This is a genomic window from Brevundimonas sp. (genome assembly GCF_041911375.1).
In the GTDB taxonomy this organism is placed as follows: domain Bacteria; phylum Pseudomonadota; class Alphaproteobacteria; order Caulobacterales; family Caulobacteraceae; genus Brevundimonas.
The window spans coordinates 212,911-239,319 of record NZ_JAYRPA010000025.1 but is presented as its reverse complement, the minus strand read 5'-3'; the positions used below and the strand labels follow the sequence as shown (position 1 = coordinate 239,319).

The 26,409-nt window shown below is 67.5% G+C and carries 28 protein-coding genes; 26 read left to right on the top strand and 2 right to left on the bottom strand.

What is annotated here, in order from left to right:
* Window positions 1-52: 52 nt before the first annotated feature.
* Entirely contained in the window at window positions 53-1,675 is a 1,623-nt protein-coding gene (locus ACE3PU_RS06250) for an AbgT family transporter (RefSeq protein ID WP_374387773.1), read from the bottom strand.
* 217 nt (window positions 1,676-1,892) lie between these two features.
* Between ACE3PU_RS06250 and ACE3PU_RS06245 the strand changes: the two genes are divergently transcribed.
* From ACE3PU_RS06245 to ACE3PU_RS06120, 26 genes are all read left to right on the top strand, one after another.
* The gene (locus tag ACE3PU_RS06245; protein WP_374387771.1) at window positions 1,893-2,270 is read left to right on the top strand and encodes an NADH-quinone oxidoreductase subunit A; all 378 of its coding nucleotides are present in this window, start codon (window positions 1,893-1,895) and stop codon (window positions 2,268-2,270) included.
* The gene (locus ACE3PU_RS06240) at window positions 2,240-2,842 is read left to right on the top strand and encodes an NADH-quinone oxidoreductase subunit B family protein (RefSeq protein WP_374387769.1); all 603 of its coding nucleotides are present in this window, start codon (window positions 2,240-2,242) and stop codon (window positions 2,840-2,842) included. Before ACE3PU_RS06245 ends, ACE3PU_RS06240 begins: the two co-directional genes overlap by 31 nt.
* Window positions 2,839-3,468 carry an NADH-quinone oxidoreductase subunit C gene (locus ACE3PU_RS06235; RefSeq protein ID WP_374387767.1) on the top strand — a complete coding sequence of 210 codons (630 nt, stop codon included), beginning with the start codon at window positions 2,839-2,841 and terminating at the stop codon, window positions 3,466-3,468. Before ACE3PU_RS06240 ends, ACE3PU_RS06235 begins: the two co-directional genes overlap by 4 nt.
* A gap of 56 nt (window positions 3,469-3,524) precedes the next feature.
* Window positions 3,525-4,745 (top strand): NADH-quinone oxidoreductase subunit D, encoded by a 1,221-nt coding sequence (locus tag ACE3PU_RS06230; protein ID WP_374387890.1) that lies wholly within the window; start codon window positions 3,525-3,527, stop codon window positions 4,743-4,745.
* Window positions 4,742-5,419, top strand: coding sequence for an NADH-quinone oxidoreductase subunit NuoE (gene nuoE / locus ACE3PU_RS06225; protein WP_374387765.1), 678 nt, complete (start codon window positions 4,742-4,744; stop codon window positions 5,417-5,419). Before ACE3PU_RS06230 ends, nuoE begins: the two co-directional genes overlap by 4 nt.
* Window positions 5,419-5,682, top strand: coding sequence for a hypothetical protein (locus ACE3PU_RS06220; RefSeq protein ID WP_374387763.1), 264 nt, complete (start codon window positions 5,419-5,421; stop codon window positions 5,680-5,682). Before nuoE ends, ACE3PU_RS06220 begins: the two co-directional genes overlap by 1 nt.
* Window positions 5,683-5,687: 5 nt before the next feature.
* Window positions 5,688-7,001, top strand: coding sequence for an NADH-quinone oxidoreductase subunit NuoF (gene nuoF / locus ACE3PU_RS06215; RefSeq protein WP_374387761.1), 1,314 nt, complete (start codon window positions 5,688-5,690; stop codon window positions 6,999-7,001).
* Window positions 7,002-7,003: 2 nt separating this feature from the next.
* Entirely contained in the window at window positions 7,004-7,495 is a 492-nt protein-coding gene (locus ACE3PU_RS06210) for a hypothetical protein (protein WP_374387759.1), read from the top strand.
* Window positions 7,495-9,540 carry an NADH-quinone oxidoreductase subunit NuoG gene (nuoG, locus tag ACE3PU_RS06205; protein ID WP_374387757.1) on the top strand — a complete coding sequence of 682 codons (2,046 nt, stop codon included), beginning with the start codon at window positions 7,495-7,497 and terminating at the stop codon, window positions 9,538-9,540. The genes ACE3PU_RS06210 and nuoG overlap by 1 nt, the downstream gene beginning before the upstream one ends.
* Window positions 9,541-9,543: 3 nt before the next feature.
* A complete protein-coding gene (nuoH, locus tag ACE3PU_RS06200; protein WP_374387754.1) occupies window positions 9,544-10,620 on the top strand; it encodes an NADH-quinone oxidoreductase subunit NuoH in 1,077 nt (358 codons plus the stop codon).
* Entirely contained in the window at window positions 10,620-10,826 is a 207-nt protein-coding gene (locus ACE3PU_RS06195; RefSeq protein WP_374387752.1) for a hypothetical protein, read from the top strand. The genes nuoH and ACE3PU_RS06195 overlap by 1 nt, the downstream gene beginning before the upstream one ends.
* Complete coding sequence (gene nuoI / locus ACE3PU_RS06190; protein WP_374387750.1) at window positions 10,826-11,317, top strand: NADH-quinone oxidoreductase subunit NuoI; 492 nt, start codon at window positions 10,826-10,828, stop codon at window positions 11,315-11,317. Before ACE3PU_RS06195 ends, nuoI begins: the two co-directional genes overlap by 1 nt.
* Before the next feature lie 74 nt (window positions 11,318-11,391).
* On the top strand, window positions 11,392-12,015 hold the full coding sequence (locus ACE3PU_RS06185) for an NADH-quinone oxidoreductase subunit J (protein WP_374387748.1): 624 nt from the start codon (window positions 11,392-11,394) through the stop codon (window positions 12,013-12,015).
* Window positions 12,015-12,323 carry an NADH-quinone oxidoreductase subunit NuoK gene (nuoK, locus tag ACE3PU_RS06180; RefSeq protein WP_374387746.1) on the top strand — a complete coding sequence of 103 codons (309 nt, stop codon included), beginning with the start codon at window positions 12,015-12,017 and terminating at the stop codon, window positions 12,321-12,323. The genes ACE3PU_RS06185 and nuoK overlap by 1 nt, the downstream gene beginning before the upstream one ends.
* Window positions 12,324-12,330: 7 nt before the next feature.
* The gene (gene nuoL, locus ACE3PU_RS06175; RefSeq protein ID WP_374387743.1) at window positions 12,331-14,454 is read left to right on the top strand and encodes an NADH-quinone oxidoreductase subunit L; all 2,124 of its coding nucleotides are present in this window, start codon (window positions 12,331-12,333) and stop codon (window positions 14,452-14,454) included.
* 4 nt (window positions 14,455-14,458) lie between these two features.
* Window positions 14,459-15,943, top strand: a complete 1,485-nt coding sequence (locus tag ACE3PU_RS06170) for an NADH-quinone oxidoreductase subunit M (protein ID WP_374387741.1) — start codon at window positions 14,459-14,461, stop codon at window positions 15,941-15,943.
* 9 nt (window positions 15,944-15,952) lie between these two features.
* The gene (gene nuoN / locus ACE3PU_RS06165) at window positions 15,953-17,395 is read left to right on the top strand and encodes an NADH-quinone oxidoreductase subunit NuoN (protein WP_374387739.1); all 1,443 of its coding nucleotides are present in this window, start codon (window positions 15,953-15,955) and stop codon (window positions 17,393-17,395) included.
* 4 nt (window positions 17,396-17,399) lie between these two features.
* Window positions 17,400-18,149: a biotin--[acetyl-CoA-carboxylase] ligase gene (locus ACE3PU_RS06160; protein WP_374387737.1), complete on the top strand. Its 750-nt coding sequence runs from the start codon at window positions 17,400-17,402 to the stop codon at window positions 18,147-18,149.
* Window positions 18,146-18,928 carry a type III pantothenate kinase gene (locus ACE3PU_RS06155; protein WP_374387888.1) on the top strand — a complete coding sequence of 261 codons (783 nt, stop codon included), beginning with the start codon at window positions 18,146-18,148 and terminating at the stop codon, window positions 18,926-18,928. The genes ACE3PU_RS06160 and ACE3PU_RS06155 overlap by 4 nt, the downstream gene beginning before the upstream one ends.
* Window positions 18,925-20,598, top strand: a complete 1,674-nt coding sequence (locus tag ACE3PU_RS06150) for a ribonuclease J (protein WP_374387735.1) — start codon at window positions 18,925-18,927, stop codon at window positions 20,596-20,598. Before ACE3PU_RS06155 ends, ACE3PU_RS06150 begins: the two co-directional genes overlap by 4 nt.
* A gap of 53 nt (window positions 20,599-20,651) precedes the next feature.
* Window positions 20,652-21,566, top strand: a complete 915-nt coding sequence (locus ACE3PU_RS06145; RefSeq protein ID WP_374387733.1) for a hypothetical protein — start codon at window positions 20,652-20,654, stop codon at window positions 21,564-21,566.
* A gap of 55 nt (window positions 21,567-21,621) precedes the next feature.
* Window positions 21,622-21,960 carry a DUF3088 family protein gene (locus ACE3PU_RS06140; protein WP_374387731.1) on the top strand — a complete coding sequence of 113 codons (339 nt, stop codon included), beginning with the start codon at window positions 21,622-21,624 and terminating at the stop codon, window positions 21,958-21,960.
* A 9-nt stretch (window positions 21,961-21,969) separates the two neighbouring features.
* Entirely contained in the window at window positions 21,970-22,236 is a 267-nt protein-coding gene (locus tag ACE3PU_RS06135) for a DUF1467 family protein (RefSeq protein WP_374387729.1), read from the top strand.
* Between the two features lie 77 nt (window positions 22,237-22,313).
* On the top strand, window positions 22,314-23,630 hold the full coding sequence (proS, locus tag ACE3PU_RS06130) for a proline--tRNA ligase (protein WP_374387727.1): 1,317 nt from the start codon (window positions 22,314-22,316) through the stop codon (window positions 23,628-23,630).
* The gene (locus ACE3PU_RS06125; protein WP_374387725.1) at window positions 23,627-24,913 is read left to right on the top strand and encodes a lipoprotein-releasing ABC transporter permease subunit; all 1,287 of its coding nucleotides are present in this window, start codon (window positions 23,627-23,629) and stop codon (window positions 24,911-24,913) included. Before proS ends, ACE3PU_RS06125 begins: the two co-directional genes overlap by 4 nt.
* Window positions 24,906-25,610: an ABC transporter ATP-binding protein gene (locus ACE3PU_RS06120; RefSeq protein WP_374387723.1), complete on the top strand. Its 705-nt coding sequence runs from the start codon at window positions 24,906-24,908 to the stop codon at window positions 25,608-25,610. Before ACE3PU_RS06125 ends, ACE3PU_RS06120 begins: the two co-directional genes overlap by 8 nt.
* On the opposite strand, the gene msrA is transcribed toward ACE3PU_RS06120, so the two are convergent.
* The gene (gene msrA / locus ACE3PU_RS06115; protein WP_374387886.1) at window positions 25,611-26,219 is read right to left on the bottom strand and encodes a peptide-methionine (S)-S-oxide reductase MsrA; all 609 of its coding nucleotides are present in this window, start codon (window positions 26,217-26,219) and stop codon (window positions 25,611-25,613) included. It abuts the gene before it with no gap.
* Between the last annotated feature and the right edge of the window lie 190 nt (window positions 26,220-26,409).

Sequence of the window (26,409 nt, the reverse complement as noted above, 5' to 3'; positions counted from 1 at the left end):
TAGGCGGGCTGACCGGGCGCGTCAAGCGACCTTTTCAGGAGAAATGAACCCATCAGCGAGCGGGCTGGACGGCGGCCGGCTGGGGCGGGCTGTGCGGGCCCGCGACGCCGCCTGTCACGGGCTCCTGTGCGGCGACGGCGGGCGGCGGGGCTTTGTAGTGCACGCCCACGCCCGGCCCCAGCGGCAGGTTCAGCGCGACCCAGGCCGCCACCATGGCCAGGCCCGCCACCAGGAAGGCCCCGGCGTAGGGCAACATGGTCGCCATCAGCGAGCCCAGACCGAATCGCGGATCCCAGCGCTGGGCGAAGGTCAGGATCAGCGGGAAATAGCTCATCAGCGGCGTGGCGATGTTGGTCACCGAATCGCCCATTCGATAGGCGGCGGTCGTCATCTCCGGGGAGATGCCCAGCAGCATGAACATCGGCACCACGATCGGGGCCAGCGCCGACCACTTGGCCGAGGCCGAGCCGATGAACAGGTCGAAGATGCAGCTGACCAGCACGACCACGATCAGCAGCAGCGGGGCGGGCAGGGCGATCTCCTGCAGCGCTTCCGCCGCATTGACCGCCAGGATCGGTCCCAGGCCCGACCAGTTGATCATGGCCACGAAGTGCGCGGCGAAGAAGGCAAGGACGATGTAGGGCGCCAGCTGGGCGATGCCTTCGCCCATCATGCGGACCATGTCGCGATGCGACTTCACCGTGCCCACGCCCGCCCCGTAGGCCCCGCCGGCGACGAAGAAGGTCGTGGCGAAGAAGGCGATCAGCGAGCGGTAGAGCGGGTTGAACTCCTGCCCCGGCTCGGCCTCCGGATCGATGAACGGCGAGCCGGGGATCATGGTCAGCAGGGCCCAAAGCGCCAGCATGCCCAGGATGGCCAGCCCCGCCCACGCCAGCCCCTTCTTCTGCTCGGGGGTCAGCGGCTGCTTTTCCTGGGCCGCGGCCGTGGCGTTGGCGCCGACCGGCGGCGTCCACACGCCCAGACGCGGCTCGATCACTCGGTCGGTCATGAACCAGACGATCGGGGTGAAGACCAGCACCACCCCGATGATGAAGAACCAGTTGCCCGCGATGTTGACGGAATAGCTGGGGTCGATCAGCCGCGCCGCCGGCTCGGTGATGCCCAGAATCAGCGCGTCCTGCGATCCCGGAAACAGGTTGCCGGCGTACCCGCCCGAAACGGCCGCGAAGCCGGCCGCCAGACCGGCCAGCGGATGGCGCCCCGCCGCGGCGAAGATCACCGCCGCCAGCGGGATCACCACGACATAAGAGGCGTCCGACGCGTGGTGGGACATCATTCCGACGACGACCACGATCGGCGTCAGCAGGGCCTTGGGCGCGTTCAGCAGCGCCCCGCGAATGGCCGTGGTGAACAGCCCCGTCCGCTCCGCCACCGAGGCGCCGTAGATGATGGTGACGACGATCGCCAACGGGGGAAAGTCCGCCAGGGTTCGCGGCATGCCGATGATCAGCCGCTCCAGGTTCTCGGCCGACAGCAGGCTCTGGGCCGTCAGAAGGTCGCCGGTCACCGGGTTGATCGCGGACCAGCCCAGTCCGGCCCCCACCAGGCTCAGCAGCACCAGGCCGCCGATCAGCCAAAGGAACAGGAAGACCGGGTCGGGCAGGCGATTGCCGATCCGCTCGACGGCGTTGAGGGCGCGACCGGCCAGGCTCATTCGGATGACTTTCTGTTTCTGACGGGAGCCTTCAATAGGGCGTGGGGCGGCGCCCGCGCGCAAGAACCGACGCTGCGACAAATGGCGCGGCGCGGCGCGACGGAAGTTGCGATCAATTCTCAACAGAAAAGCAGTGGGTTCCGGGGTTTGAACCGCGCGGAGGTTGGGTCTAAGAAGCGCCGAATCCCGCCTCTCCCCGGCGGGCGAGGTTCTTCGAATGAACGCATTTCTGCTCGAATACCTGCCGGTGGTCGTCTTCGCCGGCATCGCCGCGCTAATTGGCGTGCTCTTCATCGTGCTGCCGCTGGTTCTGGCGCCGAAGAATCCGGACAGCGAGAAGCTGTCGGCGTACGAGTGCGGCTTCAACGCATTCGACGACGCACGGATGAAGTTCGACGTCCGGTTCTACCTGGTGTCGATCCTGTTCATCATCTTCGACCTGGAAGTGGCCTTCCTCTTCCCCTGGGCGGTGTCGATGTTCGACCTGCCGCAAGCGGGCATGGTGTTCGCCTTCTGGTCGATGATGGTCTTCCTGGGCGTGCTCACCATCGGCTTCATCTACGAATGGAAGAAGGGAGCCCTGGAATGGGAGTAGTCGTCGCACCGTCCTCGCCCCTGGTCCCCGCCGGCTCGGCCGGCCGGTCGATGGTCGAGGGATACGATCCCAAGATCCACGACAAGTTCTTCGAGGCGGTCAATACCGAGCTCGGCGAGCGCGGCTTCCTGACGGCGTCGCTGGACGACGTCATCACCTGGGCCCGCACCGGCTCGCTGATGTGGATGACCTTCGGTCTGGCCTGCTGCGCGGTGGAGATGATCCAGATGTCGATGCCGCGCTTCGACGTCGAGCGCTTCGGCATGGCCCCGCGCGGCAGCCCGCGCCACTCGGACCTGATGATCGTCGCCGGCACCCTGACCAACAAGATGGCTCCGGCCATCCGCAAGGTCTATGACCAGATGCCCGACCCGCGCTACGTCGTGTCGATGGGCAGCTGCGCCAACGGCGGCGGCTATTACCACTACAGCTATAGCGTCGTTCGCGGCTGCGACCGGATCGTGCCGGTGGACGTCTATGTGCCCGGGTGCCCGCCGACGGCGGAGGCGCTGCTTTACGGCCTGCTGCAGCTGCAGAAGAAGATCCGCCGCACGGGGACGATCGAGCGATGAGTTCTCTCGCCGTTCAGGCTCAATATGAAGCCGTGCTGACGCCGCTGGGCACCGAGCTGGTGGCGGCGCTGGGCGTCGAGGCGCAGGTCGCGTTCGGCGAGCTGACGCTGGTGGCCCCGCGCGAGCGCATCGTCGAGGTGCTGGCCGCGCTGCGCGACCAATTCCAGTTCCAGCAGCTGCTGGACGTCTGCGGCGCCGACTATCCGGATCGCGAGGAGCGGTTCGAGGTGGTCTATCACCTGCTGTCGCTGACCAAGAACGCGCGGGTGCGCGTCAAGGTGACGACCGACGAGGTCCAGCCCGTTCCGACGGTGATCGAAGTCTATCCGTCCGCCGGCTGGTTCGAGCGTGAGGCCTACGACATGTACGGCGTGGTGTTCGAGGGGCATCCGGACATGCGCCGCCTGCTGACCGACTATGGCTTCGAGGGGCATCCGCTGCGTAAGGACTTCCCCATGACGGGCTATGTCGAGGTCCGTTACGACGAGGAGCAGAAGCGCGTCGTGTACGAACCCGTCAAGCTGACGCAGGAGTTCCGTACGTTCGACTTCCTGTCGCCGTGGGAAGGCGCCGAGTATCCGGCGCCGGTGCTGCCTGGCGATGAAAAGGCTGGAGTGAAGGGCTGATGGCAGACGTCGCCGCAAACCCGCCGGTCTCGCCGGCCATCGACCCCTGGGGCGAGATGGACCACGACGCCGATCCCCGGACGGCCCACGCCCGGGACATGGACGACCGCAAGTTCACCATCAACTTCGGCCCGCAACACCCGGCCGCGCACGGCGTGCTGCGCCTGGTGCTGGAGCTGGACGGCGAGATCGTCGAGCGCGTCGATCCGCACATCGGCCTGCTGCACCGCGGCACCGAGAAGCTGATGGAGGCGCGGACCTATCTGCAGAACGTGCCGTACCTGGATCGCCTCGACTACGTCGCGCCGATGAACCAGGAACACGCCTTCTGCCTGGCCATCGAGAAGCTGCTGGGCATTGAGGTTCCGTACCGCGCCCAGTTGATCCGGGTGCTGTATTCCGAGATCGGACGCATCGGGAACCACCTGCTGAACGCGACCATGCAGGCCATGGACGTCGGCGCCCTGACCCCGCCGCTGTGGGGTCACGAGGAGCGCGAGAAGCTGATGGTGTTCTACGAGCGCGCCTGCGGGGCGCGCCTGCACGCCAACTACTTCCGTCCCGGCGGCGTCCACCAGGACCTGCCGATGGACCTGATCGACGACATCGGCCGCTGGTGCCAGGAGTTCCCGGCGGCGCTGAAAGACATCGAGAGCCTGGTCACCGAGAACCGCATCTTCAAGCAGCGCAACGTCGACATCGGCGTGGTGTCGAAGGAACAGGCCCTGGCCTGGGGCTTCACCGGCGTGATGCTGCGCGGCTCGGATATCGCCTGGGACCTGCGCAAGTCGCAGCCGTACGAGTGCTACGCCGAACTGGAGTTCGACGTGCCCGTGGGCAAGAACGGCGACTGCTGGGACCGCTACCTCTGCCGCATCGAGGAGATGAAGCAGTCGGTCCGCATCATGGAGCAGTGCATTCACAAGCTGCGCAACTGCCCCGGCGAACCGGTGATGATCGAGAACAACAAGATCGTCCCGCCGCGTCGTGGCGAGATGAAGCGCTCGATGGAATCGCTGATCCACCACTTCAAGCTCTACACCGAGGGCTTCTCGACCCCGGAGGGCGAGGTCTATGCGGCGGTCGAGGCGCCCAAGGGCGAGTTCGGGATCTATCTGGTGTCGGACGGCACCAACAAGCCGTACCGGGTCAAGATCTCGGCCCCCGGCTTCCGTCACCTGCAGGGCATGGACTGGATGAACCGCGGCCACCAGCTGGCCGACGTGAGCGCCATCCTGGGCTCGCTCGACATCGTTTTCGGAGAAGTGGACCGATGAGCGTTCGTCGTCTCGCCAAGGAACAGCCGGCCTCGTTCGCCTTTTCGGAGGACACCAGGGCCAAGGCCGAATGGTGGATCAAGAAATATCCCGAGAGCCGTCGCCAGTCGGCGGTGATCCCGGTTCTGTGGCTGGTGCAGAAGCAGGAGGGCTGGGTCTCCGAGCCCGCGCTGCGCGCGATCGCCGAACTGCTGGCCATGCCCTATATCCGGGTGCTGGAGGTCGCGACCTTCTACACCATGTTCATGCTGGAGCCGGTCGGCACGACCGCGCTGATCCAGGTGTGCGGCACCACGCCGTGCATGCTGCGCGGCTCGGGCGAGCTGATGCGCGTCTGCAAGGAGAAGATCGGGCCCAAGGACCATCTGTCGGCGGACGGCCGCTTCACCTGGCAGGAGGTCGAGTGCCTGGGCGCCTGTTCCAACGCGCCGATGGCCCAGATCAACGACTACTATTTCGAAGACCTGACGGCCGAGACGATGGCGCAGATCATCGACGACTTCGCCGCCGGCAAGACGCCCAAGCCGGGCTCGTACGAAGGCCGTACGACGTCGGAACCGGCGGGCGGGGCCAAGACGCTGCTCGATCCGGCGCTGTACGACGGCTCGGCCGCCAAGCCGATCACGAAGCTGCCGAACAGCGACCCGGCTCCAGCCGAGAAGGCGCCGGCCTGATGGCGCGACCGGACCTCAACACCGAAGAGGGCAGGGCCGCCTACCGCAAGGAGCTGCGGAGCGTCGGACGCCCGCTGCGGACCGGCGGTCTGGCGATGGTCGTCGGCGCCGCCGTCCTGATCGTGATCTCGCGTCAGGGGACGGTCGGATCGTGGGCGGTCAATCTCTCCTACTTCATGCTGGCGGCCGGCTGGGTGATGGTCATCGCGGCCATCTGGATGCGCACCCGCCACCACAAGCGCCGTCTGGCGGAAGGACTCTGAGGGCCATGGTCGGCATTCTCGAAGACAAGGACCGGATCTTCACCAACCTGTACGGCTTCCAGGACTGGACGCTGGAGGGGGCGAAGAAGCGCGGGGCGTGGAACGCCACCAAGGACATGCTGGACCTTGGCCGCGACTGGATCATCAACAACGTCAAGGCGTCGGGCCTGCGGGGCCGCGGCGGCGCGGGCTTTTCGACCGGCCTGAAGTGGTCGTTCATGCCCAAGGAAGTGAAGGATCGTCCTCACTACCTGGTCGTCAACGCCGACGAATCCGAACCCGGCACCTGCAAGGACCGGGAGATCATGCGCCACGATCCGCAGCTGCTGATCGAAGGCTGCCTGATCGCCAGCTTCGCGATGCAGGCGCACGCCTGCTACATCTATCTGCGCGGCGAATACGTGTTCGAGCGCGAGCGGATGGAGGCGGCGGTCAAGCAGGCCTATGACGCCCGCCTGATCGGCAAGGACAACGTCCACGGCTGGGACTTCGACGTCTATATCCACCACGGCGCCGGGGCCTACATCTGCGGCGAGGAAACCGCCCTGCTGGAGAGCCTTGAAGGCAAGAAGGGCCAACCCCGCCTGAAGCCGCCGTTCCCGGCCGGCGCGGGCCTGTACGGCTGCCCCACCACGGTGAACAACGTCGAGTCGATCGCCGTCGTGGGCACCATCCTGCGTCGCGGCGCGGACTGGTTCGCCGGCTTCGGCCGCCCGAACAACACCGGCACCAAGCTGATGGCCATCTCGGGCCACGTGAACGCGCCCTGCGTGGTCGAGGAGGCCATGTCGATCCCGCTGAAGCAGCTGCTGGAAGAGCATTGCGGCGGCGTGCGCGGCGGCTGGGACAATCTGAAGGCCGTGATCCCGGGCGGATCGTCGGTGCCGCTGATCACGCGCGAGATGTCCGAGACGGCGCTGATGGACTTCGACAGCCTGCGCGAGATGCGTTCGGGCCTGGGCACCGCCGCCGTCATCGTGATGGACCAGTCCACCGACCTGGTGAAGGCGATCGCCCGCATCAGCTACTTCTACAAGCACGAGAGCTGCGGCCAGTGCACGCCGTGCCGCGAGGGCACCGGCTGGATGTGGCGCGTGCTGGAGCGCATGGCCGTGGGCGAGGCCGATCCGTCGGAAATCGACCTGCTGCTGGATGTCGCCGGCCAGGTCGAGGGCCACACCATCTGCGCCCTGGGCGACGCGGCCGCCTGGCCGGTTCAGGGCCTGATCCGTCACTTCCGTTCCGAGATCGAAGAACGCATCGCCAACTATCGTTCGCGCCGCGCCAACTTCGCCGGCCACGCCATCGCGGCGGAGTGATGATGCGCCTTTCGTCCGCCATCGTGATCGGAGCTTTCGCTCTCGCCGCCTGCGGCGAGCGCGAGGCCGCGCCGACGCCGGCGGAGACGGTCGCAGCCGAGGCGCCGGTGTCGGACGCCGTGCAGGCGGCGCCCCGCGTGCTGAACGCCGCCGATCTGCGCCGCGTCTGCCGCGCCGGTCTGGCGGCGGTCCACGGCCAGGAGCCGGCGGCGGTGACGATCGACGGCGTCGAGGGCGAGGTGGTCCACGCCTCGTGGCGCGCGCCGGTCGACGGCGGGCGCATGCGCGCCGACTGTCGCGTCGAGAACGATCTGGTGGTCTGGATGCCGCTGGATCTTCCCGACGCCAATCTTGTCCGCTGGATGAACCAGTCCGGCGACCCGGTGATCCGCTACGCCCTGGACGGCGATGTGGTCACCATCACACAGACTCTCCCGGATGGGACGACGGAACAGGCCGAACTGGCCGTTCCCGCTGAAGAAGAGGCCCGCTGATGCCAGTCGCCAAGGTCAACGGCGTCGAAACCGAGTTCGAGCCCGGCATGACCGTGCTGCAGGTCGCCGAGCGCGCCGGGCACGAGATTCCGCGTTTCTGCTACCACGAGCGGCTGTCGATCGCCGGCAACTGCCGCATGTGCCTGGTCGAGGTGAAGCCCGGACCGCCGAAGCCGCAGGCCAGCTGCGCCCTGCCGGCCGCCGAGGGCCAGGAGATCTTCACCGACACGCCGATGGTGAAGAAGGCCCGCGAAGGGGTGATGGAGTTCCTGCTCATCAACCACCCGCTGGACTGCCCGATCTGCGACCAGGGCGGCGAGTGCGACCTGCAGGACCAGGCCGTCGGCTATGGCCGCGACGGCTCGCGCTACGCCGAGAACAAGCGCGCGGTCGAAGAAAAGAACATGGGTCCGACGGTGAAGACCTTCATGACGCGGTGCATCCAGTGCACCCGTTGCGTTCGCTTCATCACCGAGGTCGCCGGCGTGCCGGACATCGGCATGATCTCGCGCGGCGAGGACGCCGAGATCACCACCTATCTGGAAAAGAACATCGACAGCGAGCTGTCGGGCAACGTCAACGACCTGTGCCCGGTCGGCGCCCTGACGCACCGGCCGTGGCAGTACCACTACCGCCCGTGGGAGCTGAAGAAGACCGAGACCATCGACGTCATGGACGCTCTGGGCTCCAACATCCGCGCCGACTATCGCGGGTCCGAGGTCATGCGCGTGCTGCCGCGCGTGCACGAGGGCATCAACGAGGAGTGGCTGTCGGACAAGAGCCGCTATGTCGTCGACGGCCTGACCATGCGCCGGCTGGACCGGCCCTGGCTGCGCGAGAACGGCAAGCTGCGTCCCGCGACCTGGGACGAGGCGCTGGGCGCAGTCGCCGCCAGGCTGAAGGCGGCCTCGGCCGACCGCATCGGCGTGATCGCGGGCGATCTGCAGGACGCCGAGTCGATGAAGGCGACGCTGGACCTGTTCCGCGCCCTGGGCTCGACCAACACCGACTGCCGCCAGGACGGCGCGGCGCTGGGCTATGGTCCGCGCGAGAGCTGGCTGTTCAACTCCGGCCTGCAAGGCATTGAAAACGCTGACGCTATCCTGCTGATCGGCGTCAATCCGCGCATCGAGGCGCCGCTGCTGAACGCCCGCCTGCGCAAGAGCTGGATCAAGGGCGGGGTCGAGATCGGCCTGATCGGCGAACAGGCCGACCTGACGTTCGACTACGCCTGGCTGGGCGCCGGGTCGAAGACCCTGGCCAAGCTGCCGAAGTCGGCGATGGACTTCCTGACCAAGGCCGAACGTCCGGCGATCATCGTCGGCGCCGGCGCGCTGGGCGGGGAGGGCGGCCCGGCCGTCCTGAACGCCATCGGCGCCCTGGCCAAGAAGGTCGGCGTCATCGCGGAAGGCTGGAACGGCTTCAACGTGCTGCACAGCGCCGCCGCACGCGTGGGCGGCCTGGACATGGGCTTCGTGCCCGGCGAGGGCGGCCTGGCGGTCGCCGACATGCTGAAGCCGGGCGCGCTGGACGTGCTGTTCCTGCTGGGCGCCGACGAGGTGGACCCGACCGGATCGGACGCCTTCCGCGTCTATCTTGGCAGCCACGGCGACCGCGGCGCGCACGGCGCCGACGTCATCCTGCCGGGCGCGGCCTACACCGAGAAGTCGGGCCTGTACGTCAACACCGAGGGCCGGGTGCAGATGGCCGAACGCGTCGTCTTCCCCAAGGGCGAGGCCAAGGAAGACTGGGCCATCATCCGCGCCCTGTCCGGCTATGTTGGCCAGACCCTGCCGTACGACACCCTGGCGCAACTGCGTTCCAAGCTGATGGCCGATCATCCGACCTTCGGCCGCATCGACTATCTGGCGGCGCCTGCGGCGTTCGATCCGTCGACGCTGGGCGCCAAGGGCGATCTGGGCGACGTGGCCTTCGCCTCGGTCGTGCGCGACCCCTATCTTTCCAACCCGATCGCGCGCGCCAGCGCGACGATGGCCGAGCTGTCCGCCCAGCGGATCGCCCCGGTCGCGATGGCGGCGGAGTAAGTCATGGACCCCGTTTCGTTCTGGACCACCCCCGTCGGCTGGACCCTGCTCACTGTCGGCCAGGTCCTGCTGATCACCGTCGTCGTTCTGATCGGCGTCGCCTTCCTGCTGCTGGCCGACCGCAAGGTCTGGGCCGGGGTGCAGATGCGTAAGGGCCCCAACGTCGTCGGTCCGTTCGGCCTGCTGCAGTCCTTCGCGGACATGCTGAAGTTCGTGCTGAAGGAGGTCGTGATCCCGGCCGGCGCCGACAAGGCGGTCTTCATCATCGCGCCGATCATCACCGTCATCCTGGCCTTCATGGCCTGGGCCGTGATCCCGTTCGCGCCCGGCTGGGTCGTGTCGGACCTGAACGTCGGCATCCTGTACATCTTCGCGGTGTCGTCGCTGGGCGTGTACGGCATCATCATGGGCGGCTGGGCCTCGAACTCGAAGTATCCCTTCCTGGGGTCGCTTCGGTCGGCGGCGCAGATGGTGTCCTATGAGGTGTCGCTGGGCCTGATCATCATCAACGTCATCCTGCTGGCCGGCTCGATGAACCTGTCGACCATCGTCGACAGCCAGAGCGGCTATTTCTGGAACTGGTACGCCTTCGGCGGCGGCGCGGGGACCTGGCCGCTGATCCTCGTCATGTTCCCGATGATGATCGTCTTCTTCGTGTCGGCCCTGGCCGAAACGAACCGTCCCCCGTTCGACCTGCCCGAAGCGGAGTCCGAGCTGGTGGCCGGCTATCAGGTCGAATACAGCTCCACGACCTATCTGCTGTTCATGATGGGCGAGTACGTCAACATCGTCTTCATGTCGGCGATGGTCAGCATCCTGTTCTTCGGGGGCTGGAACCCCGGCTTCCTGTCGCAGGCGTTCCTGGACGGCCTGCCGGCGTGGATCGCCTATACGATCTATCTGCTGACCTTCATCACCAAGACGGTGATCTGGTTCCTGGCCTTCGCGCTGGTGAAGGCCTTCGTGCCCCGCTATCGCTACGACCAGCTGATGCGGCTGGGCTGGAAGATCTTCCTGCCGGCCTCGCTGGTCGCCGTGGTCATCACCTCCGCCTGGCGCGTGTTCGCGGTGGGCGGCTGATGCGCGGGATCGTCGTTGGACTGGGTCTGATGGTGGTGCTGGGCGCCTGCGCGCCCGACAACCGTCTGCCCGAGTCCAGCTATCAGTGGGAACGCCGCCAGGCGCGCATCGAGCGCGAATGGCGCGAAGGCCAAACCCAAAGCCCGGCCGTGACGCCCACACCGACTTCAACCAACGGCGCCCCGGCGCCCAAGGATCGCTTCTGATGTTCAACCGGATCGCCCAGGCCGCCAAGGGCGCGATGATGCTGGACGCCGTCGGCGCCATCGGCCTGACCCTGAAGTACATGGCTCGCCCCAAGGCGACCGTGAACTATCCGTTCGAGCGGAACCCGCAGTCGCCGCGTTTCCGGGGCGAGCACGCCCTGCGCCGCTATCCGAACGGCGAGGAACGCTGCATCGCCTGCAAGCTGTGCGAGGCCATCTGCCCGGCCCAGGCCATCACCATCGAGGCCGAGCCGCGCGCCGACGGCAGCCGCCGCACGACCCGCTATGACATCGACATGGTGAAGTGCATCTACTGCGGCCTGTGCCAGGAAGCCTGCCCGGTGGACGCCATCGTCGAAGGCCCGAACTCGGAGTTCTCGGTGGAGACCCGCGAGGAGCTGCTGTTCGACAAGGCCCGGCTGCTCGACAACGGTGACCGCTGGGAACGCGTGATCGCCAAGAATCTGGAACTCGACGCGCCTTACCGCTAAGGCGACCATCGCTAAACGGGTCGCCGATTCCGCAGACGGGATCGGGGCCGAGACGAAAGGGGCTTCGTCCCGACATGCTGCAAGGCATAGCCTTCTATCTGCTGGCGGCGACCGCCGTTGTGTCCGGCCTGCTGGTCGTGACCGCGCGCAACCCGGTTCACAGCGTGCTGTGGCTGATCCTGGCCTTCTTCTCCTCGGCCGGGCTGTTCGTGCTGCTGGGCGCGGAGTTCCTGGCCATGCTTCTGGTGGTCGTCTACGTGGGCGCCGTCGCGGTGCTGTTCCTGTTCGTCGTGATGATGCTGGACGTGGACTTCATCCGCCTACGGCAGGGCTTCACCCGCTACCTGCCGCTGGCCGCCATCGTCGCCGGGGTGCTGCTGGCGGAGATGGTCATGGTGTCGATCGCCGTGGTCCAGAACGGCGCAGCCGCCGAGGCCGTGCTGGGCGCCCCGCGGCCCGACCTGACCAATGTCGAGGCGATCGGCCGGGTGCTCTACACGGACTACGTCTATTTCTTCCAGGCTGCGGGCATCGTGCTGCTGATCGCCATGATCGGCGCCATCACCCTGACCCTGCGCCACAAGTCGCATATCAAGCGTCAGAACATCGCCGACCAGATCAACCGTCCGGCCGCCAAGGCCATGGAGGTCAAGACGGTCCAGAGCGGGCAGGGCGTGTCGCCCGAGGAGCTTCTCTAATGGAAGTCGGACTGCAGCATTATCTGGCGGTCGCCGCCATCCTGTTCACCATCGGCGTGTTCGGCATCTTCGTGAACCGCAAGAACGTCATCATCATCCTGATGTCGATCGAGCTGATCCTGCTGGCCGTGAACATCAACTTCGTGGCCTTCTCGTCCTACCTCAACGAGGTGTCCGGGCAGATCATGGCCATGTTCGTCCTGACCGTCGCCGCAGCCGAGGCCGCCGTCGGCCTGGCCATCCTGGTGACCTTCTTCCGCAACCGCGGCGATATCGCCGTCGACGACGCCTCCGTGATGAAGGGCTGATCCGACAGTGACTCTTCAGACTCTCGTCATCCTGGGCGTCTTCGCCCCGCTGCTGGGCGCGGCGATCGCCGGCTTCTTCGGGCGCCGGATCGGCAACATCCCGTCGCAGGCGGTCACGACCGGCCTGCTGTTCTTCTCGTGCGCGGTCGCCTGGACGGTGTTCGGGCAATGGACCTGGGGCCATCTGGAGCCCTTCACCATCCGTCTGGCGCCGTTCATCAACGTCGGCGACTTCCAGTCGGCCTGGTCGATCCGCATCGACGCCCTGTCGGCGACCATGCTGATCGTGGTCACCAGCGTCTCGTCGCTGGTCCACCTGTATTCCTGGGGCTACATGGCCGAGGACGACAGCCGGCCGCGCTTCTTCGCCTATCTGAGCCTGTTCACCTTCATGATGCTGGCGCTGGTGACGGCCGCCGACTTCATGCAGATCTTCTTCGGCTGGGAAGGCGTGGGCCTGGCGTCCTATCTGCTGATCGGATTCTGGTTCAAGAAGCCGACGGCCAGCGCCGCCGCCATCAAGGCCTTCGTCGTCAACCGCGTCGGCGACTTCGGCTTCGTGCTGGGCATCATCACCGTCTTCTGGATGTATGGCACGATCGAGTTCGCCGAACTGTTCCCGCTGGTCGCCGAGCGCGCCGGCACGACGTGGGAGTTCCTGGGCGTGCAGTGGTCGGCGCTGGATCTGGCCGGCTTCCTGCTGTTCATCGGCGCCATGGGCAAGTCCGCCCAGTTCTTCCTGCACACCTGGCTGCCGGACGCGATGGAAGGCCCGACGCCTGTGTCGGCCCTGATCCACGCCGCGACCATGGTGACCGCCGGCGTCTACATGGTCTGCCTGCTGAGCCCGATCTATGAGCACGCGCCGGGCGCCGCCCAGATCATCGCCATCATCGGCGCGATCACGGCCCTGTTCGCCGCGACGGTCGGCCTGACGCAGAACGACATCAAGCGCGTCATCGCCTATTCGACCTGTTCGCAACTGGGCTACATGTTCTTCGCGGCGGGCGTCGGCGCCTATCAGTCCGCCATGTTCCACCTGTTCACCCACGCCTTCTTCAAGGCGCTGCTGTTCCTGGGCGCGGGCTCGGTGATCCACGGCATGCACCACGAGCAGGACATGCGGAAGATGGGCGGCCTGTGGAAGCTGCTGCCGGTCACCTATGCGGTGATGACCATCGGCACCATCGCCATCACCGGCCTGGGCATCCCCGGCGTCGGCGGCTTCGCCGGCTTCTACTCCAAGGACTCCATCCTGGAGAGCGCCTTCGCCTCGGCCAGCTCGGGTCATTCGGCGGTGGGCATGTTCGCCTTCTTCATCGGCCTGTTCGCGGCCGGCCTGACCGCCTACTATTCGTGGCGTCTGGTGTTCATGACCTTCCACAATAAGCCGGTGTGGAAGGAAGAGGGCGCCCATCACGCCGACGATCACGCGACCGACGCGCAGCTGGAGACCCACTCCGAGCCGCTGCCGGACGCGGACGATCATGGTCACGCCGTGGCGCACGCCGCGCATGGCCACGACGATCACGCCCACGACGATCACCACCATCACGGTCCGCTGAAGCCACACGAGAGCCCGTGGGTCATGCTGGTTCCGCTGCTGGCCCTGTCGGTCGGCGCCGTGGCCGCGGGCATGGTCTTCTACGAAAACTTCGTGGGCCACCACGAGGCCGAGTTCTGGCGCGGCGCCATCTTCGTCGGCGAGCACAACCACGTCCTGCACGAGAGCCACGACGTGCCGACCTGGGTGAAGTGGTCGCCGCTGATCCTGACGCTGATCGGCACGGCCTTCGCCTACTGGATCTACGTCGCCCGCGAGGGCATGGGCCGCCGCATGGCCGAGCGCGACGGCATCGTCTACCGCTTCCTGTACAACAAGTGGTGGTTCGACGAGCTGTACGACTTCGTCTTCGTGCGCGGCTTCCGCGCCGTCGGGAACTTCTTCTGGAAGATCGGCGACGTGAAGATCATCGACGGCCTCGGCCCCAACGGCGCGGCCTGGGCCTCGCTGAAATCGGCCGCGCGACTGGCCAAGGTCCAGTCCGGCTATGTCTACCACTATGCCTTCGTGATGCTGCTTGGGGTGGCCGGTCTGCTCACCTTCGCCATCCTCGCGTGGGGAGCCTGAGCCCGTGCCCTACATCCTGAGTCTCGTTACCTTCCTGCCGCTGGCCGGCGCCCTGGCGATCTTCGTCGCCCGGCTGACGTCCAAGTCGCAGGACGCCTCCGCTCCGGCCGCGCGCTGGATCGCCCTGGCCACGACCCTGGCCACCCTGGCGGTGTCGGTCGTGTTGGTCGCCGGCTTCGATCCGTCGAACACCGGCTATCAGTTCGTCGAGTTCGTCGCCTGGTTCGCCGGCGCCAGCTATCATCTGGGCGTGGACGGGGTGTCGATCCTGTTCGTCCTGCTGACGGCCTTCCTGATGCCGATCTGCATCCTGGCCAGCTGGAAGTCGATCGAGACGCGCGTCGTCGAATACATGATCGCCTTCCTGATGCTGGAGACGCTGGTCATCGGCGTGTTCACGTCGCTGGACCTGTTCCTGTTCTACATCTTCTTCGAAGGCACCCTGGTGCCGATGTTCCTGATCATCGGCATCTGGGGCGGCGCCAACCGGATCTACGCGGCGTACAAGTTCTTCCTCTACACCCTGCTGGGGTCGGTGCTGATGCTGCTGGCCATGCTGTGGATGGCCAACGAGGCCGGCACGACCAGCATTCCGGAGCTGAAGCGGTTCGCCTTCGACCCGGCGGTGCAGCCGATCCTGTGGCTGGCCTTTTTCGCCTCCTTCGCGGTGAAGATGCCGATGTGGCCGGTCCACACCTGGCTGCCCGACGCCCACGTTCAGGCGCCCACGGCGGGATCGGTCATCCTGGCCGGCATCCTGCTGAAGCTGGGCGGCTACGGCTTCATCCTGTTCAACGTGCCGATGTTCCCGATGGCGTCGGAGATGTTCCGTCCGCTGGTCTTCACCCTGTCGGTGATCGCCATCGTCTACACCTCGCTGGTCGCCTGGCGTCAGACCGACATCAAGAAGCTGATCGCCTATTCGTCGGTCGCCCACATGGGCTTCGTGACCCTGGGCATCTTCTCGGGCAACGACCAGGGCATGCAGGGCGCGGTGTTCCAGATGATCAGCCACGGCCTGATCTCGGGCGCGCTGTTCCTGTGCGTCGGCGTCGTGTACGACCGGATGCACACCCGCGAGATCGCCTTCTACGGCGGTCTGACCAGCCGGATGCCGTGGTTCGCCGCCATCTTCCTGATGTTCACCATGGCCAACGTCGGCCTGCCGGGCACGTCGGGCTTCATCGGCGAAGTGCTGACCATGACCGGCGCCTATCAGGCCTCGACCTGGGCGGCGCTGGTCGCGGCCTCGGGCGTGATCTTCTCGGCGGTCTATGCGCTGACGCTGTATCGCGCCGTGATGTTCGGCGAGATCACCAACCCGCAGCTGAAGACCATCACCGACATCGACAAGCGCGAGCTGCTGCTGTTCGTGCCGCTGATCGTCGGCACCATCTGGCTGGGCGTCCAGCCGAGCGCTGTCCTTGATTACACCGGGCCCGCCGTCGAGGCCCTGACCAATGCCTATCGCGTCGCGATCGGCGGGTGAGACTGAAGCATGATTGACCTCTCCTCGGCCCTTCACCTCGCCGCCTCGGAAGCGACCCTCGCGGTCGGCGCCCTGGTGCTGCTCATGGTCGGCGCCTTCGCCGGCGACAAGAGCACGCGCCTGGTGTCGCTGCTGTCCGTCCTGCTGCTGATCGCCGGCTCGGTGATCGCCATGACCGGCCCCTGGGGCCAGGCGTTCAACGGCGCCTATGTCGCCGACCCGCTGGCCATCTACGGCAAGAGCGTCATCTATCTGTCGGCGGCGGTGGCCATCATCCTGGGCGACGGCTGGATGCGGCGCACCCGCATCGCCAAAACCGAATATCCGATCCTGATCGTGCTGGCCGCGGTCGGCATGGGCATGATGGCGTCGTCGGGCGACCTGATCTCCATGTACGTCGGCATCGAGCTGCATTCGCTGGCGCTGTACGTCCTGGCGGCCTTCCACCGCGACGACGCCAAGGCGTCCGAGGCGGGCCTGAAGTATTTCGTCCTGGGCGCCCTGTCGTCGGGCCTGCTGCTGTACGGCGCCAGCCTGATCTACGGCTTCGCCGGTTCGATGCGGTTCGACGAGATCGCCGCCTTCGCCGCCGACAATCCCGGCCCCGGCCTGATCTTCGGCCTGGTCTTCCTGATCTGCGGCCTGGCGTTCAAGGTCTCGGCCGCGCCGTTCCACATGTGGACGCCGGACGTCTATGAGGGCGCGCCGACGCCGGTCGTGGCCCTGTTCGCCACCGCGCCGAAGATGGCCGCCATGGTCCTGATCGCCCGCGCGCTGGAAGGCGGCTTTGGCGAGGCCCACGCCCAGTGGTCGCAGGTGCTGGTCGCCATCTCGCTGATCTCCTTCGCCGTCGGCGCCTTCGGCGGCCTGGCGCAGAAGGACATCCAGCGCCTGCTGGCCTATTCGTCGATCGCCAACATCGGCTACGCCCTGTTGGGCCTGGCCGCCGGCACCTCGGCGGGGCTGCAGGCCATGCTGATCTTCATGACCCTGTACGTCATCGACCAGCTGGGCTTCTTCGCCATCCTGCTGTCGCTGTCCCGGTCGGGCCGTCCGATCCGCCGCATCCAGGACCTGGCCGGGCTGAAGAAGGATCGTCCGCTGACGGCCGTGGCGCTGACCGTGCTGTCGCTGTCGGTGCTGGGCATGCCGCCGCTGTCTGGCTTTTGGGCCAAGTACTATGTGTTCGGCGCCGCCGCGAACGCGGGGCTGTGGATCGTGGCCGCCATCGGTCTGGTCGCTTCGGTCGTGGCCGCCTTCTACTATCTGCGCATCATCAAGCTGATGTGGTTCGACGCGCCGGCCGACGAGGTTCCCACGGACAAGGCGCCGGTCGAGGCCAAGTGGATCGGCTGGGCGTCCGCCGCCTTCGCCTTCCCGCTGGTGATCGTCGGCCTGACCTGGCTGGAGCCGCTGACCCGGGCCGCCGCCGTCGGCTTCGGGAACGGTTAGGGCGTTGACGCCCGCCCCCCTGGTCATCCTCGACGAGATCGACTCGACGAATGCCGAGGCGCGCCGCCTGGCCGAGGCCGGAGAGACGGGCCCCCGCTGGATCGTGGCGCGTCGCCAGACGGCGGGCCGCGGCCGGCGCGGGCGCAGCTGGGTCAGCGAGCCGGGCAACCTGGCCGCGACCCTGCTGATCACCACGCCCCGGGGCGCGGCCGAGGCGGCCCAGGCCACCTTCGTCGCCGCCCTGGCCGTGGCGGACCTGCTGGATGTCTTCGTCTCGCCGGCGCTGGTCTCGATCAAATGGCCCAACGACGTCCTGCTGGATGGGACCAAGGTCTCCGGCATCCTGATCGAGAGCGGTCCGCACGCCTCGGGCGGCCTGTGGCTGGCCGTCGGCATCGGCGTCAATCTGGCCCATGCGCCGCAGGACACCGAGCGCGGCGCGACGGCCCTGGTCGATCGGCTGCGCGGCGACATGAGCTTCGCCCCGCCGGTGGAGGCGGCCGCGGAGATCCTGGCCGAGACCTTCGCCACATGGTGGGGCCGCTGGCAGACCCTGGGCTTCGAGCCGGTGCTGGAAGCCTGGACCAGCCGCCTGACCGGGCTGAACGGCCCCTGCGTCGCGCGACTGGATCATGAGACGCTGGAAGGTCTGGCCGAGGGGGTCGAGCCGGACGGCGCGCTGCGCCTGCGGCTGGAAGACGGGTCGTTGCGCACCATCTCGGCCGGCGACGTCTTCTTCGGAAAGCCGGCCTGATGCTGCTGGCCATCGAGCAGGGCAACACCAACACGCTGTTCGCGGTCCATGACGGTGGGGAATGGATCGCGCAATGGCGCGCGGCCACCGAGGCCAGCCGCACCGCCGACGAATACGCCGTCTGGCTGAACCAGCTTCTGGTCATGAAGGGGCTGAGGTTCGAGGCCCTGACCGGCTGCATCATCTCCAGCGTGGTGCCGCAGTCGATCTTCAACCTGCGCAACCTGGCGCGCCGTTACCTGCGCATCGAGCCGCTAGTGATCGGCGAGAATGTCGACCTGGGCATCCCGGTCCGCATCGCCAAGCCCAGCGAGGCCGGCGCCGACCGGCTGGTCAATGCGGTGGGCGCCTCGCTGGCCTATCCCGGCGACCTGCTGCTGATCGACAGCGGCACGGCGACGACCTTCGACATCGTTGCGGCGGACGGCGGCTTCGAGGGCGGACTGATCGCGCCGGGCATCAACCTGTCCCTGCAGGCGCTGCACGAGGCGGCCGCCAAGCTGCCCCGCATCGCCATACAGAAACCCGAGCACGTCATCGGCAAGGGCACGGTCGAGGCCATGCAGTCGGGCGTCTTCTGGGGCTATATCTCGCTGATCGAAGGACTGGTCGCGCGCATCAAGGCGGAGTGGGGCAAGCCCATGACCGTCGTCGGCACCGGCGGCGTCGCCAGCCTGTTCGAAGGCGCGACCGACAGCATCGACCACTTCGATTCCGATCTCACCATTCGCGGCCTACTCGAAATCTGGCGCCGCAACACCCATCTGACGGCTGAATGACAAAGCAAACCCAAGACGAACTCGTTTTCCTGCCGCTGGGCGGCTCGGACGAGGTCGGTATGAATCTGAACGCCTATGGCTACGGGCCAGAGGCCAATCGCGAATGGCTGATCGTCGACGTCGGCGTCACCTTCGGCGACCTGTCCACGCCCGGCGTCGACGTGATCGTGCCTGATCCCGCCTTCCTGGAAGGCGAGAACATCCGCGGCATCGTCCTGACCCACGCGCACGAGGACCACATCGGCGCCCTGGGCTGGCTGTGGCCGCGGCTGAAGGCACCGGTCTACGCCACGCCCTTCACCGCCTATCTGATCCGCGACAAGCTGCGCGAGCGCGGCCTTCTGGACGAGGTGGAGCTGATCGAGGTGCCGCTGGGCGGTTCGGTCCAGCTGGGCCCGTTCGGCGTGACCTTCGTCACCATGACCCACTCGATCGCCGAGCCGAACGGCCTGGCTATCGACACGCCGCTGGGCCTGGTGTTCCACACCGGCGACTGGAAGATCGACGACCAGCCGGTGATCGGCTCCATGACCGACGCGCCCGCCATCCGCGCCCTGGGCGACAAGGGCGTGCTGGCCATGGTCTGCGATTCGACCAACGTCTTCGTGCCGGGCGTGGCCGGGTCCGAGGGCGACGTCGCCGTGGCGATGCAGAAGCTGATCTCCAGCCTGAAGGGCAGGGTGGCCGTCGGCTGCTTCGCCTCCAACGTCGCGCGCATGGACAGCGTCATCCGCGCCGCCGAGGCCTGTGGTCGTCGCGTGGCCCTGGCCGGCCGCTCGATGCACCGGATCACGGCGGCGGCCAAGCACGTCGGCATGCTGCAGGACGTGAAGCCCTTCCTGTCGGACGAAGAGGCCCGCGTCTGGCCCGCCGATCAGATCCTGTACCTGTGCACCGGCAGCCAGGGCGAGGCGCGCGCGGCCCTGTCGCGCGTGGCCGACGGCACCCATCCGACGGTCAAGCTGGGGCTGGGCGACCACTGCATCTTCTCGTCGCGTCAGATCCCCGGCAACGAACTGGCCATCGGCCGGCTGCAGGACCGCCTCGCGGACCGGGGCGTGCGCCTCTACACCGAGAAGGACCATCCGGGCATTCACGTCTCGGGCCACCCGTGCCGCGACGAGCTGAAGCAGATGTACGAATGGGCGCGACCGCAGATCGCGGTGCCGACCCACGGGGTGCGCCGCTTCCTGCTGGAGCACGCCAACCTGGCCAAGGACATGGGCATCAAGGAAACCGTGACGCCGCGCAACGGCGACATGGTCCGTCTGGCGCCCGGACCCGCTGCGATCATCGACGAGGTCCCGAGCGGCCGGCTGTACGTGGACGGCGGCATGCTGGTGACCGAACAGGGCGAGGCCCTGAAGGAGCGTCGCCACGCCTCGACCAACGGCGTGCTGATCGTCAGCTTCTGCCTGGACAAGCGCGGCCGCATCGTCAGCGACATCGACATCCGCAGCGTCGGCCTGCCCGGCGACGTCGACACCCCGCTGGGCGATGCGCTGGACGACCTGGCCGAACGCGTCGAGCAGGTGGTCCGGAGCCTGAAGGGCGAGGCGCTGGAGGACGAGATGGTCATTGAACAGGCCGTCGCCCGCGTGCTGAAGAAGGCCAGCCAGCAGATCTGGGACCGTCGCCCGATCGTCGAGACCATCGTCCTGCGCCTCTGACGCAACCTTGGCCGTTCGGGCGCATTCTTGGCGGCTGAACGGCAGGGGAAGGCATGACCGGCGAACAAAAGCCGCCTCGCGCGCGACGCCTTCTGGAACGCGTCCGCCACGCCCGTCATCCGCTGCGCGGCTGGCGACGGTGGGCGGTCGTCGTCGGACAGGGGCTGATCGGCTTCGTGGCCCTGTTCGCCGTGGTCAATCTGACGCTCAGCCTGTCCACCTTCCGGGGCGAGGATCCCCTGGCGCGCACCGTCCAGGAGCTGCGCGTCCTGTGGTTCAGTCCGCCGGACGGACGGCCCATGTCGGCCGCCGCCTTTCCCACCGTTTACGGCCGCGACCTGGGGCCGGCGCCGGACACCGCCGCCATCCACGCCTTTCTGGAGCGTGAGGCGGAGGACGGGGTCTTCCTGCTCGATCATGTGATGATCGACCGGATCCTGAAGCTGAACGGGCGGGTCGATGCGCGCAGCCTGCCGTCGGGGGTCTATGTCGGCGCCCACGCCCTGGGGCCGGACGGCCTGCCCCTGGTCCCGGTGACCAAGTTCCTGGCGCAGTATCTGCTGTTTCCCCGCCACGCCTATATTCTGGTCGTGCCGGAGGAGGGGCCGGCGATCGCCTTCTCGGCCAGCCAGAACGCCAAGTTCGGCATCGACGACCATCCCGACCGCCTGTCCGCCGAGATCGCCCCTTACACGCCCGACGCCTATGACTTCCCCAGCTCCGGCGAGGCGCTGCACGAAATGACGCGCATCACCGACGATCCGGACAGGGTCGCCGGCGCGGTCGAGGCCCTGCGGGCCGCGCAGGCGCGACTGGCGCAGGAGGGGCTGACCTACGGCCTGCTGGCCCCCAACTCCAACACGGCGGTCGGCTGCGTGCTGGAGCGCGCGGGCGCGGTCACCGAGGCGCAGCGGTCGTCCATCCTGCTGGCCCTGCGCGCCCCCGGCTTCGGCGCCGCCTGCGGCTAGACGAGGTGCATCGGCCCTCGCGGTCCGGCGGGCGATTGGTCTATAGGTCGCCCCGATGATCGAGCGACTCTTCCTGCTGAACCCTGACTGGCATGACGACCAGGGCGGGCCGTGGTTCTGCCCGGCCGGCGCCTATGTCGAGGGCGTGCTGGCCTTCTATCCGCGTCTGCGCGAGCAGCTGGAGATCGTCTATCTGGATCACCCGCGCCCGCGTCCGCCCGTCATCGCCGAGGTCGGCGAGGCGCATCAGAGCTGCCCCATCCTGGTCCTGGACGGCGAACTGGACTGGCCGCAGGCCCAGGTCAGCGAGACGACCGGTCGGCGTTTCCTGCAGGATCACGCCATCGCCCCCTATCTGGCGGCCCGCTACGGCGTCGGCCGGCCGCATCCCTAGAGGTTCGCCATGCCCATCGGCCCCGTGACCATGTTCGGCATCTACATCGTGGTGTGGTGGACGGTGCTGTTCGGCATCCTGCCGCTCGGCACGTCGAAGGAGGTCCACGAACCGCCCACGGACGGCGCCCAGTGGGGCGCGCCCAAGACCCCCAACCTGAAGCGCAAGTTCATCACCACGACCTGGGTCTCGGCCATCGTCTGGGCCTTCGTGATGCTGCTGGTCTTCACCGGCTGGCTGCCGTTGCCGAACTTCTCGCAGGCGCCAGCGCTCTAAACGGCGCGGCGGCCTAGCTTTCGCCCCGCTCGAACGGCTAAAGCCTTGCTTCGTCTCTACGCCTAGGATTCCCGATCATGCGCCTGTCGCGCTATTTCCTGCCCACGCTGAAGGAAGCCCCTTCCGACGCCCAGATCGTCTCGCACCAGCTGATGCTGCGCGCCGGCATGATCAAGCAGGAGGCCGCCGGCATCTACGCCTGGCTGCCGCTGGGCCTGCGCGTGCTGCGCAAGATCGAGCAGATCGTGCGCGAGGAGCAGGTGAGGGCGGGCGCGGTCGAGCTGCTGATGCCGACGCTGCAGCTGGCCGACCTGTGGCGCGAGAGCGGCCGCTATGACGCCTATGGCCCCGAGATGCTGCGCATCACCGACCGGCACGAGCGCGAGCTGCTGTACGGGCCCACCAACGAGGAGATGATCACCGACATCTTTCGGGCCTATGTGAAGTCCTACAAGTCGCTGCCGCTGAACCTGTTTCACATCCAGTGGAAGTTCCGCGACGAGCGCCGCCCCCGCTTCGGCGTGATGCGCGGCCGCGAGTTCCTGATGAAGGACGCCTATTCCTTCGACGTCGACGAGGCCTCGGCCCGCAAGGCCTACAACCGCATGTTCGTGGCCTATCTGAACACCTTCGCCCGCATGGGGCTGAAGGCCGTGCCGATGCGCGCCGACACCGGCCCGATCGGCGGCGACCTGAGCCACGAGTTCATCGTCCTGGCCGACACGGGCGAGAGCGCGGTGTTCTGCGACAAGAAGCTGGTCGAAATGCCGGCGCCGGGCGCCGACGTGGACTGGGACGATCTTCAGGCGATCGTCGATGAGCGCACCGCGCTTTACGCCGCCACCGAGGAGATGCACGACGAGGCGCGCTTCGAGGCCGAGACCGCCGAGGGCGACCGCCTGTCCGCGCGCGGCATCGAGGTCGGCCACATCTTCTATTTCGGCGAGAAGTATTCCGCGCCGATGAAGGGCCGCGTCGCCGGTCCCGACGGCCAGGACGCCAATGTCCACATGGGCAGCTACGGCGTCGGCGTCTCGCGCCTGCTGGGCGCCATCATCGAGGCCAGCCATGACGCGGGCGGCATCATCTGGCCCGACGCCGTGGCGCCCTTCGATGTGGTCGTGATCAATCTGCGCGCCAGCGACGAAGCGGTCTCGGCCGCCTGCGAGGACGCGGTCGCCCAGCTGGAGAAACTGGGCAAGGACGTCCTCTACGACGACACCGACGAACGGCCTGGCGGCAAGTTCGCCACCGCCGACCTGATCGGCGTGCCGTGGCAGCTGACCATCGGTCCCAAGGGCCTGGCCGACGGCGTGGTCGAGCTGAAGCGTCGCGCCACCGGCGAGAAGGTCTCCGTGCCGCTCGCCGAAGCCATCGAAAGGCTGACCGCTTGAACCTGCCGTCGCGCCCGTCCGGCCCCTTCTCCTCCTGGGAGATCGGCCTGGCCCTCCGCTACCTGCGCGCCAAGCGCAAGGAGGGCGGGGTCGCCACCATCGCCGTGATCAGCTTCGTCGGCATCATGCTGGCCGTCGCGGTGCTGATCAGCGTGATGAGCATCATGGCCGGCTTCCGCAGCGAACTGCTGGGGCGGACCCTGTCGTTCAACGGCCATATGTACGTTCAGGGCCCGGCCCTGACCGCGCCGGACCGCGACGCCATCCTGGCCCGGATCGCCGCCGTGCCGGGCGTGACCAGCGCCGGACCGCTGAACGAGTCCCAGAGCCTGATTCGCGTGGCCAACTTCACCACGGGGGCCATGGTGCGGGGCGTGCGTCCGCAGGACCTGCCCAACACCTCCTACGTCTGGGAAAGCCTGACGCCCGAGGCGCGCGCCAGCTTCGGCAAGGGCGCCTACGGCGGCGACCGCATCCTGATCGGCAAGACCATGGCGGCCCAGACGGGCCTGCGCGTCGGCGATCCCGTCACCCTGTATTCGCCCAGCGGCGCAGACAGCGCCTTCGGCAATCTGGGCGGGCTGGAAAAGACCTACTACGTCGGCGGGATCTTCAGCTCCGGCACCTCGGACTTCGATCAGGTCTTCATCTTCATGCCGCTGGAGCAGGCCCAGCTGTTCTTCGGCAAGGACGGCGTCTGGGACGTCATCGAGATCAAGGTCCAGGACCCCGACCGCGTCGGTGAAATGGCCGCCGCGATCCAGGAGGCCGGCGGACCCGGCACGGTCGTGACCGACTGGCGCGAGCGCCTGGCCGCCTTCGCCGGCGCCCTGAAGGTCGAGCGCGTGGCCATGAGCATCATCCTGGGCCTGGTCGTGGCCATCGCCGCCATGAACATCATCTCCGGCATCGTCATGCTGGTGAAGAACAAGACGCGCGACATCGCCATCCTGCGCACGGTCGGCGCCAGTCCGTCGGCCATCCTGCGCATCTTCTTCATGTCCGGCGCCATGATCGGCGTGGCGGGCACCCTGGCGGGCCTGACGCTGGGCCTGCTGTTCTGCCTGAACATCGGCGCGATCCAGCACTTCCTCGAGGGCCTGCTGGGCGTCCAGCTGTTCAACTCCGACGTCTATATGCTGGACGCCATTCCGGCGCTGGTGGACCCCGTGGACGTGACCTGGGTCGCGGTCTGGTCGCTGCTGATGAGCTGCGTGGCCAGCCTGCCGCCCTCGTGGAACGCCTCTCGCGTCGATCCGGTGGAGGCGCTGCGCTATGAGTAGGGAACCCATCCTGTCGGTGCGGGACGTGACCCGCACCTATCCGACCGCCCAGGGCGGCCTGACGGTGCTGAAGGGCGTCGACCTGGACGTCTTTCCGGGCGAGATCGTCGGCCTGATCGGGCCGTCAGGCTCGGGCAAGTCCAGCCTGCTTCACGCCGCCGGCCTGCTGGAAAAGCCGACGTCCGGCACCGTGGCCATCGACGGCGAGGCGGTCGGCGGACTGGACGAGCGGGCCCGCACGCGCCTTCGTCTGTCGCGGATCGGCTTCGTCTATCAGTTCCACCACCTGCTGCCCGAGTTCGATGCGCGCGACAACGTGGCTCTACCGATGCGCATCGCGGGCGTCAGCCTGGCCGAGGCGCGGGTGCGGGCAGGCGAGACGCTGACCGCCCTGGGCCTGGGCGACCGCCTCACGCACCAGCCGGCGCAGCTCTCGGGCGGGGAGCGCCAGCGGGTGGCCATCGCCCGGGCCCTGGCCAACCGCCCGCGCCTGCTGCTGGCCGACGAGCCGACCGGCAATCTGGACCCGACCACCAGCCAGTCGGTCTTCGAATCGCTGCGCGATCTGGCCAAGACGACGGGCGTCGCCGCCCTGATCGCCACCCACAACATGGAGCTGGCCGGTCACATGGATCGGGTCTTCGCCTTGAAGGACGGCCATCTGGAGCAGCGCGCGGCCGAGAGCCACGCCTACTGATCACCCCACGGCGGCGTCGCCCCAGATGGCGCGCAACCGTTCGGTCCTGCGGCATCCGATCCGATAGGCCTCATAGTGGGCGCGATGTCGGCGGGCGTAATCCTGGTGCTCGGCCCCGGCCGACCAGAATCGCTGGGCGCCGACGACGGGCGTTGTGAAGCTCCTGCGCAGCGTCCGCATGGCCGCATCGCGCGAGGCCACGGCTTCGGCGCGCTGCGCGGCCGTGGCGAAGACCGCCGTGCGGTATGACGGACCCCGATCGCAGAACTGGCCGTTCGGGTCGGTCGGATCGATGGTGCGCCAGTAGCGATCGACCAGGGCGCGATAGCTGACGACGCGGGGATCGAACGTCACGCGCACCGCCTCCATGTGGCCGGTCCCGCCGCCAACCACCTGTTCATAGCTCGGGTTGGCCGTGTGGCCGCCGACGAAGCCCGACACCGCCGAGCGGACGCCCGGCAGGCCGTCGAACGCCTTCTCCTCCGACCAGAAGCAGCCGCCGGCGAAGACGGCCGTCTCCAGGCGCTGCGACTGGGCCGTGGCGGACTGGGGCGCGGAGCCCGCGGCGAGCCCCAGGGCTATTGCAGCCGCTGTCGTCAATGTCCGGATCATGCCGATCTCTCCTGTCCTGTTCCTGCATACGATGGGCGGGACGGGATGGTTTCAGGACGCACTTGACGGGAACAGAAGTGGAACATAGAACATTAGGCGAACATACAGTCTGGCCGGGAAACAGGACCATGCCGCGTTTGATGAGGGATATGTTGTCGCTGGCGTCGTGCGGCGGCTTCGTCTGGAT